At 38.1% G+C, this 9,180-nt stretch carries 8 protein-coding genes and 1 pseudogene; 2 read left to right on the forward strand and 7 right to left on the reverse strand.

Translation table 11 applies throughout. The annotated features are described in order from the left end of the window. The 7 genes and pseudogenes from QZU45_RS11560 to priA (QZU45_RS11595) form a co-directional block, all read right to left on the reverse strand. On the reverse strand, nucleotides 1–233 hold a 233-nt coding region (locus QZU45_RS11560; protein WP_295355441.1), incomplete at its 3' end, for a hypothetical protein. Next, nucleotides 233–1,555 carry an ATP-dependent protease ATPase subunit HslU gene (gene hslU / locus QZU45_RS11565; protein ID WP_074839003.1) on the reverse strand — a complete coding sequence of 441 codons (1,323 nt, stop codon included), beginning with the start codon at nucleotides 1,553–1,555 and terminating at the stop codon, nucleotides 233–235. The genes hslU and QZU45_RS11560, both read right to left, overlap by 1 nt. Before the next feature lie 4 nt (nucleotides 1,556–1,559). Further along, nucleotides 1,560–2,087 (reverse strand): ATP-dependent protease subunit HslV, encoded by a 528-nt coding sequence (hslV, locus tag QZU45_RS11570; protein ID WP_074839001.1) that lies wholly within the window; start codon nucleotides 2,085–2,087, stop codon nucleotides 1,560–1,562. A gap of 9 nt (nucleotides 2,088–2,096) precedes the next feature. Next, nucleotides 2,097–2,753 carry an SPOR domain-containing protein gene (locus QZU45_RS11575; RefSeq protein WP_295355444.1) on the reverse strand — a complete coding sequence of 219 codons (657 nt, stop codon included), beginning with the start codon at nucleotides 2,751–2,753 and terminating at the stop codon, nucleotides 2,097–2,099. A 2-nt stretch (nucleotides 2,754–2,755) separates the two neighbouring features. Further along, nucleotides 2,756–4,505: pseudogene (argS, locus tag QZU45_RS11585) on the reverse strand (arginine--tRNA ligase). A 284-nt stretch (nucleotides 4,506–4,789) separates the two neighbouring features. Then, the gene (gene priA, locus QZU45_RS11590) at nucleotides 4,790–5,872 is read right to left on the reverse strand and encodes a primosomal protein N' (RefSeq protein WP_366925500.1); all 1,083 of its coding nucleotides are present in this window, start codon (nucleotides 5,870–5,872) and stop codon (nucleotides 4,790–4,792) included. Continuing rightward, complete coding sequence (gene priA / locus QZU45_RS11595) at nucleotides 5,812–6,996, reverse strand: primosomal protein N' (RefSeq protein WP_295355450.1); 1,185 nt, start codon at nucleotides 6,994–6,996, stop codon at nucleotides 5,812–5,814. The genes priA (QZU45_RS11590) and priA (QZU45_RS11595) overlap by 61 nt, the downstream gene beginning before the upstream one ends. 267 nt (nucleotides 6,997–7,263) lie before the next feature. Here priA (QZU45_RS11595) and rpmE point away from each other — a divergent pair, with 267 nt between their 5' ends. Both rpmE and QZU45_RS11605 read left to right on the forward strand, forming a co-directional pair. Then, nucleotides 7,264–7,488, forward strand: a complete 225-nt coding sequence (rpmE, locus tag QZU45_RS11600; RefSeq protein ID WP_031490912.1) for a 50S ribosomal protein L31 — start codon at nucleotides 7,264–7,266, stop codon at nucleotides 7,486–7,488. 382 nt (nucleotides 7,489–7,870) lie between these two features. Beyond that, complete coding sequence (locus QZU45_RS11605) at nucleotides 7,871–9,124, forward strand: malic enzyme-like NAD(P)-binding protein (protein ID WP_295355452.1); 1,254 nt, start codon at nucleotides 7,871–7,873, stop codon at nucleotides 9,122–9,124. Nucleotides 9,125–9,180: the final 56 nt, after the last annotated feature.

Genomic DNA, 9,180 nt, shown 5'->3' on the forward strand with positions numbered 1-9,180 from the left:
GATAAAGCAGTTTCAAGCCTTTGTCTCCAGGTTTGAAGCATCTCTTTTTGGTGATTGTTTTCTTCCTGGAGAAGAGCCATTTCTCGGCGAATGGTCTCTAGCTCTTTATTTTTTTGATTGAGTTCTTTTTCGGTCTCCAAAAGCCTGTCTGAAAACTGTGTGCATAAAGCACACAATTCATCTAGCTGTTCGAGCAGAACCTTTTCTTTTGGAGTGAGTTTTTTTTCAATCACTACAATATGTACCTGCTTACATCTTCGTTTTCTACTAGATCACCTAAGTGCTCATCAACGTATTTATCGTCGATAATTACCGTGCTTCCTGATTTATCAGGAGCAGAGAAGGAAACTTCCTCCAAGATTTTTTCCATTAAGGTATGAAGTCTTCTTGCTCCAATGTTCTCGGTTCTTTCATTAACTTTGAATGCATCTTCTGCTATGCGCTTTATTGCTGATTCCTCAAACTTAACAGTAACGTTTTCTGTTCCTAAAAGCAGTTCATACTGTTTGGTTAAGCTGTTATGAGGCTCTTTTAAGATTCTCTCAAAGTCATCTGAGGTTAGAGCTGAAAGTTCTACTCTGATTGGAAGTCTGCCCTGCAGTTCAGGAATCAGATCAGAAGGTTTTGACATCTGGAATGCTCCTGATGCAATAAACAGAACATGGTCAGTTTTCAGCATGCCATATTTTGTGTTGACTGATGAGCCTTCAATCAGAGGCAATAAATCACGCTGTACACCCTGACGTGAAACTACACCCCTGTCTACGCCACCTTCCTGACAGATTTTGTCGATCTCGTCGATAAATACGATACCGTTGTTTTCTGCAAGCTCGATTGCTCTAGTTCTTAAATCATCATTTTGTGTTAGTTTTGCGGCTTCTTCCTCCAGCAGGATCTTGAAAGCCTCACTAATCTTCATTTTTTTTGTGGTTTTCTTTCTAGCATGCATTGAGTCGAAGATTGACTGAAGCTGATCATTGATCTCATCCATACCAGGAGCGCCTCCGATTACATTTACCGTTGGACTCTTGTCGGAGATTTCAATTTCGATCTCTTTATCATCAATTTCGTGTTCCCTGAGTTTCTTTCTGAACATCTGTCTGGCAGAAGAATTGTTTTTTTCTTCTTCTGTAGCGCTTGGGTTAGGGAGCAGCGCATCAAGGATTCTTTCTTCAGCAGCATCTTCTGCCTTAGCCTTGTTGTGTTTGAAAGCTTCTTCCTTGACCATTTTCATTGAAACGTCAGCCAGCTCTCTGATGATTGACTCTACATCCTTTCCTACGTAGCCAACTTCGGTATATTTTGTAGCTTCAACTTTAACAAAAGGAGCTTTTGCAAGTTTTGCTAGTCTTCTTGCAATTTCGGTTTTACCAACACCAGTTGGTCCGATCATAAGAATGTTCTTAGGAACGATCTCGGTTCTTAAATCTTTAGAGATCTGCATTCTTCTCCAACGATTTCTCAAGGCAATTGCAACCGCTTTCTTTGCTTCTTTCTGTCCGATGATGTATTTATCTAGTTCGCTTACAATTTCGCGAGGAGTTAATTCTGACATCTTCTTAGTTCTCTAGAGTTTCAATAATATGGTTTTCGTTTGTGAACACACAGATATTGCAGGCAATATCAAGAGACTTCTTCACAATTTCAACTGCGGATAAGTCGGTGTTTTCTACAAGAGCTCTTGCTGCTGCCAAGGCATAGTTTCCTCCGGAGCCTGTTGCAAGAACATCATCGTCCATTTTTACAACATCACCGGTTCCTGTGATCATTAGTGAATCTTTTTTATCTGCAACAATAAGAATTGCTTCTAATTTCCTTAGAGCTCGGTCTGAACGCCATAACTTTGCCAGTTCAATACTTGCCTTTTCAAGAATTCCCTGATGTTCTTCGAGCTTCTTTTCAAACAGATCAAGTAAAGTAAATGCATCTGCTGTAGAACCTGCAAATCCAGCAATTACCTTTCCGTGAAATATTTTTCTAACCTTTCTGGCATTGCCTTTCAGTATTGTGCTTTGTCCCATGGTAACTTGTCCGTCTCCACCAACGGCCACGATTCCATTTCTTCTAATAGATACGATAGTTGTCATTTATAATCCTTATTCTGTTTCTAACTGGCACTCATCAACTAAAGATAATTGGTCCATTTTCTCAAATGTCTTAACAGCATTATCTCTTGAGTCAAATGGTCCTAATTTAAGAGTGTAAGTGCCACTTTTTTCTACAACAGATGAAATCAGACCTGCAGAAAAAGCCAGATTAGCCTTATGCTCAGAAGCTTCTTTCTGTGAGGAGAATTTCCCGCAATAAAGAAATGTTCCGTGATTAGTCTGATTCTTTTTTACTTCGTTGTCTTTCTCAGTTTTAGATAATTCATTTTCTGTATCTTCATATTCTTGAATATCAGCTTCAGGTTCTGTTAATTTCTGATTATTTTCAGGAACAGAAGCTTCTGTCTGAGGTTTGTCATGGATTTGTAAGGAGGTTTCATCAATAGTAGGATTTACTGCAACAGCATTATTGTCTTCAAATGACACTTCCTCATTTGCAGAGGAAACGTCATCAGGATGAAGCATCATTGTATTATTGTTCTGTTTAGATGGAACAAGCATTAGACAAATTAAAATAAAAACAAGTAAGCCAATTCCGCACACTGTTAGATTTTTATATTTAATTTTTGAATTCTCATTCTTTTTCAGCAGAAAAGCTAAGGCTTTATTATAGTAGGCCAATAATGCCTGTTTTAAATTGTCCACTCTTACATCTGCTCCATAACATTAATGCCTAGAAGACCAAGACCCTGTTTTAGAACTTTTGCGGTAACTTCACAAAGTGCAAGTCTGCTCTGCTTGGTTTCCATATCAACTGTATCCTTCAATACAGGGCATGCTTCGTAGAAATGCATAAATAAATTAGATAGTTCAAACAGATAATTACATAGTAGGTTTGGTAAAGCTTTGTTTCCTACGCTGTATACAGCCTCAGAGAAGGCCAGCAGTTTATTTGCAAGCTCCTCTTCTGCTTCACAGCTAATAATGATTTTTCCTGGTTTAATATCTTCTGCTTTGCGGAAAATAGCTCTGATTCGGCTGTATGCATACTGCAGATAAGGAGCAGTATTACCCTCGAAAGATAACATCTGATCCCAGTCAAAAATGTAGTCTGTTGTTCTGTTCTTGCACAGGTCTGCGTATTTTACTGCACCCATGGCTATATTATGAGTTACAGTCTCTTTGTCTGCCTCTGATAAGGTAGAGTTTCTGTCTGCAAGGAGAGTCTTTACTCTTGCTTCAGCCTGCTTCAGCCTCATCAAGAACATCTCTTAATTTTACAGTTCCGCCTGATCTTGTCTTGAATGGCTTGCCATCTTTTCCAAGCATCATTCCGAATGGACAGTGTTCTAATGAAACTTTGCTGTTGGTGTATCCTGCTTTTTCACAAATAGCCCAAACTGTTTCCAGATGCTGCTGCTGACGGGAATCTGTGAAGTAGAGAATTCTTGTAGCCTTAAGCTTTTCAACTCTGTACTTGATACATGCGATATCTGTTGTTGTATAGAGGTAACCACCGTCATTCTTTCTTACGATATTTCCTAAAGGTTTGCCTTCCTTGTTTTTAAACTGAGGCAGGTAAACAACAATTGCTCCCTGATCTTCCTGAGCTATACCCTTATTTAACAGATCCTCTACGACCCCTGGAAGCATATCGTTATACAGACTTTCACCCATAATATCTTTATCAGATAGGGTTACATCTAATCTGTCGTATAGTTTCTGATTCTGAACCATGGTCATTGTTACCAGCTTTTTCCACATTTTGCGGCAGTATTCATCACCACCTTGAAGCTGAACAACATAACTTCTTGCTTTTACAGCAAATTCTTCATCAGTGTCGTAACATTCCTTTGCTTCCCTGTAGAATGCCTCGAAATCAGATAAATCCATGCCTGCACCGGACTCATTCTCTTTTTTCTCTAGATAAGCAATGAGCATACCGAACTGAGTTCCCCAGTCTCCAATGTGGTTTGCACGAATAACATTATTTCCCAAGAATTCCAGAACTCTTACAACAGCATCACCGATAACTGTTGAGCGAATGTGGTGAACAGCCATTTCCTTTGCAACGTTAGGTGCTGAATAATCGACCACAATGGTGTCTGGATTGCTTATCTTTTTAACACCTAATCTTGCATCATTATTCATCTCTTCAAGAGCATCGGCAATTGATGCCTTGTTGGCAAAGAAATTAATAAATCCTGGACCTGCAATTTCAATTTTTGAGATGTGAGGATCGCTAGGGATATTATCAATAATATCCTGAGCAATCTGTCTTGGATTCTTCTTTAGAGGTTTTGCCAACATCATTGCAATATTTGAGGCAAAGTCACCGTGAGCTCGGTCTTTTGTGCGGTCAACCCGGATGTTACTCAATAACTCAGGTGTAATTGAATTGTCTTTATTTATTGATGAAATGCTTTCTCTAATTAATTTTTCAATAATCTGTTTCATAAATATCTGCGAACAGAAGCCAACTCTTTTTATAGGTTGGAGAATATTCGCACCTCTAGTTTTATTTCAATTGAATTAATTCTTGCTGCAGCAGTTATTTTATTCTTTCAGTTTGAATTAGGTCTCTGACCGCGGAGTCCTTATCCATTTTTATCTGATGAATGCTAATAACATAATGAAAATACTATGTTTTATATAACCGCCATCCCTCGATTTTTATTCACAATGACAAAGTCTTTGCCTGAATAAAGAAAATTTTTTGAGAAGAATACCATAAAATGCGCCTAGCACATAATTATTGGATCAACTTCAATTGCGAATCGTAAATCTTGAGACAAGCTTTTCCGTGAAACTATATTTCGAACTTCTGTTAAAAACATATTTAACGTTTTTCTGCTTATACAAGTAACCAGCATATGGAAATGGTAGCGATTCTGCTGTTTCTCCATTTTATCAGACATAACAGGAGTTAAAGCTAAATTCGAATAATTATAAGCGATCCCTGAAAGCTCTGAATAAAGCTGATTGAGGAATGAATAAGCATTAATACGTTCTGAGCTGTTGCTTAATATAAAAGCCTGATATGTATATGGGGGTAACATTAGATTTTTTCTAGTCTTTAATAGTTCTTCCGCTATATTTAAGTATGTACAATCAGGATTAATTAACTGGTTTATAAGCAGATTGTCCTTATGATGAGTCTGAATTATTACTCTTCCTTTCTTGTTTCCTCTACCTGATCGTCCTGATACCTGTGTTAATAACTGGGCTGCATTTTCAAGTGATCTGTAGTCGTCAGAAAATAGAGAAGAGTCAATATCTAAAATACCGACCAATGTGACATTGGGAAAGTCATGCCCTTTGGCAAGCATCTGGGTCCCAATCACAATCTGAGATTTTCCTGATGTTATCCTGTTTAATCTGGTTTCAAGCTGTGTTTTGGAGGTAACGACATCTCTGTCTATTCTTTCAATTCCTATGTCTGGGTATCTGGTCTTTAGATATTCACTGACCTGTTCTGTTCCAAACCCCTGTTCAAATAAGGCCTCACTGTGACATTGAGGGCAGATGTCAGGAATTGGAACAGTATTTTCACACATGTGGCATTTTAATCTGTTAACACCCTTGTGTACGGTTAAAAGGTTGTCACAGTGAGGACACATGAAAACATGTCCACAGTTGTGACATACCAGATGATGAGCATAGCCTCTTCGGTTAAGAAACAGCATTACCTGATTGCCTTTAGCGGTTTCTTCTCCGATTTCCTTTTCAAGAGTTTCACTTACACCTGTTTTCAGACCATCGGTTAATGGTTCACTGGCAATGAAGCTCCTCCTGCTCTGATAGTTAAATCTAATTTTTTGTATAAACCTTTTTTTACATTAAAAATAGTTTCAAGACTAGGTGTGGCAGAACCCAGAACAATAGGGCAGTTATTCTGTTTTGCTCTTATTATTCCAAGAGAGCGCGCGTGATATCTGAATGTGTCGTTCTGTTTGAAAGAGGAATCATGTTCCTCGTCTATAATAATGAGTCCCAGGTTTGGAATAGGTGTAAATAAGGCAGTTCTGGTCCCTATTAGTATCCCTGATTTACCACTGGCCATATCTATATAAGCATCCAGTCTCTCTCGGTCAGATAAAGCAGAATGCATTGAAGATACAGGGACGTTGAATCTTCTGTAAAATCTGTTGAAAGTCTGAGGTGTTAATGCTATTTCTGGAACTAGAACTAGAGCAGCTTTTCCTTGTTTTAATACTTCTTCAATAACTCTTAGATAGACTTCGGTTTTACCTGAACCGGTAATACCATTTAAAAGAAAGACTCCGAATTCTTTTGTACTGGATATGGAAATAATTGCATTTTGCTGTTCAATGTTTGGTACAGGAGGAGTTTCCTTTAAAATAGGTAAATCTGTATCTGTAAATTTTTTTTGTTCTGTTTCAAGTTCGGTTAGTTTTGCTATACCTTTTTTTACTAGGGCGTTTTCTGTCTGACTTGAAACCCCTCTTTCTCTTAGTTCTTTTCTTTTTACAGCTCCATTTTTTAGAACATCTATTAGTTTTAACTGTTCTTCTGAACGTATTTTCGATAATGTTTTATTATCTGGTTCTCCGCAGAGTTCAAGTGCAGGGATACTTTCATAGGCATATGATTTTCCGTCTCTTAAAAGTTTAGGCAAAGCAACGTTATAACACTGTCCTAGAGGATACTGATAAAAAGCACTTCCAAATTCCAGAACTTTCTGTATGTCCTTGGAGATGAAGGAAACTTTATCTAAAAGCTTCGCCTTTTTGAGTTTTGAAAGTGGATGTTTTATTTCAGGATTAATATCTGTGATTATTCCAATACTGTTAGAACCTGAGAAATTAACTTCAACTCTTGAGCCAACACACTCAGGTCCGATAATTCCATCTATTTTATATGCGAATTTCTGATGCAGAGGTCGGTTGATCACGACATTAACAAGTGTGAAGTCGGAGTATTTCATAATATAAGGACATTAGACTCTCAAGTAATGATAATGAATCCATTTTATCACGCAAATAGCGGTGGTATAAAACACAGTTCTTTCAAGATGAAGGTCTGTAGAAAAGCTTTTATATACAGATTTTGACGTTATAATCTACTGAAAATTAATGAAAATAACACTTGCATAAAAAAAATTAATTTACTATCATAAGCCACCGTTTCTATTAATAGGCGTGTGGTATTCGACGCAACCGCGGTTGAAAGCGCGACACGCAATGAGGTTCAAATGAAAGAGAATATTCATCCAGAGTACAAGGAAGTAAATGTACGTTGCTCATGTGGTAACACTTTTAAGATCCGTACTACTGCAGGTCATGATTTAAGCTTAGATGTTTGCTCTAAGTGCCACCCATTCTTCACTGGTAAGCAGAAGATCGTTGATACCGGCGGAAGAGTTGAGGCATTCAAGAAGCGTTTCGGTGGTATTTCATCACTTGCTATCAAGCACTAATAGTGAACGTTCAAGCATTATGAAAAAAATAGCCTTCGGGCTATTTTTTTTTACCCTCCAATCATCTACACGACATCATATTCCCTTGTTTATCCTATTTTCACTGTTCAAAACTTAATTCAGCGGACTTTTCTTTGTTAACAAAATATTAAGAATAAACGAAAAAATTATTCAAATTGTGAATTTTCTATAAGTAAAAAAAATCGTACATGCTAGACTAATCTATGAAACGGTCGGGGAAATTTATATATTTGAACACTCTTCTTTCCCTTGATAATAATCAATGGCTATAAGGAAGATTACAGCTTTCTCCATTTTTATTTTTTATGTATCAACTTTCTGTTTTTACATACAGCAAAACAAACAATAAGAGGTGGTTATTGTGTCACATGATGCTAAATTATTACGCGAAAGAGCCTTAGCCTATCATGAGAATCCTGTTCCAGGAAAAATCAAGGTAGTAATTACAAAACCAGCTGAAACAGCAGATGATCTGACCTTAGCTTATAGCCCAGGTGTTGCAGAACCTGTCCGTGCTATTGCTGATAATCCTAACGATGCATACCGCTACACAGGAAAGGGAAATTCTGTAGCTATTATTTCGAATGGAACCGCTATCTTAGGTTTAGGTAATTTAGGACCTCTAGCATCAAAGCCTGTTATGGAAGGAAAGGCTTTGTTATTTAATCGTTTTGCTGGTATTGATGCTATTGACATTGAAGTAAAGCATAAAACTGTTGAAGATTTTATTACAACTGTTGAGTGTATCGCAGACACCTTTGGAGGAATTAATCTTGAGGACATCAAGGCTCCAGAGTGTTTCCTCATTGAGCGTGAACTTCAGAAACGCTGTCAGATCCCTATTTTCCATGATGACCAGCACGGTACCGCAATTGTTACAACCGCTGGTATTCTAAATGCTGTCGAGTTGCAGGGTAAGAAGATTGAGGACTGCAAGATTGTCTGTGTAGGTGCAGGTGCTGCTGGTGTAGCTTGCTCTGATTTGGTTTTAGCCTGTGGTGCTAAGAAAGAAAACTTCTTCATGATTGACCGTCATGGTGTAATTCGTTCTGATAGACCTCAGTACAACAACGGTGAAAAGCCAAGATTTATTAATGATGCTGGTCCTAAGACTCTATCTGAGGCAATTAAGGGAGCAGACGTTATGCTTGGTGTTTCAGGTCCAGGTTTGGTATCTGAGGATGATGTTAAGAGCATGGCTCCAAATGCCGTTATTTTTGCCTGCTCTAATCCTGATCCAGAAGTTGACCCTGCTTTGGTTGCTAAAGTTCGTCCTGACATCATTATGGGTACAGGCCGTTCTGATTATCCAAATCAGATTAACAACGTTCTGTGTTTCCCTTATCTGTTCCGTGGCGCTTTAGATGTTCGCGCAACCTGCATTAACGAAGAGATGATGAAAGCAGCGATGAATGCCTTAAGAGATTTGGCTAAGCAGCCAGTTCCTCCTGAGGTTGTTAAGGCTGCAATGGTTGATCATCTTGAATATGGTCGTGACTATCTGATTCCAAAGCCAATGGATCCAAGATTGAGATCTCAGGTTTCAGGCGCAGTGGCTCGTGCTGCTGTAAAGAGTGGGGTTTCTCAGATTCCTCTTCCAGATTGCTATAAATAGTAATTTCAGTTTTAATTGCTGATAAAGATAATCCTCTCAATTGAGAGGATTATTTT

The sequence above is a fragment of the uncultured Succinivibrio sp. genome (genome assembly GCF_902756765.1).
GTDB lineage: Bacteria > Pseudomonadota > Gammaproteobacteria > Enterobacterales > Succinivibrionaceae > Succinivibrio.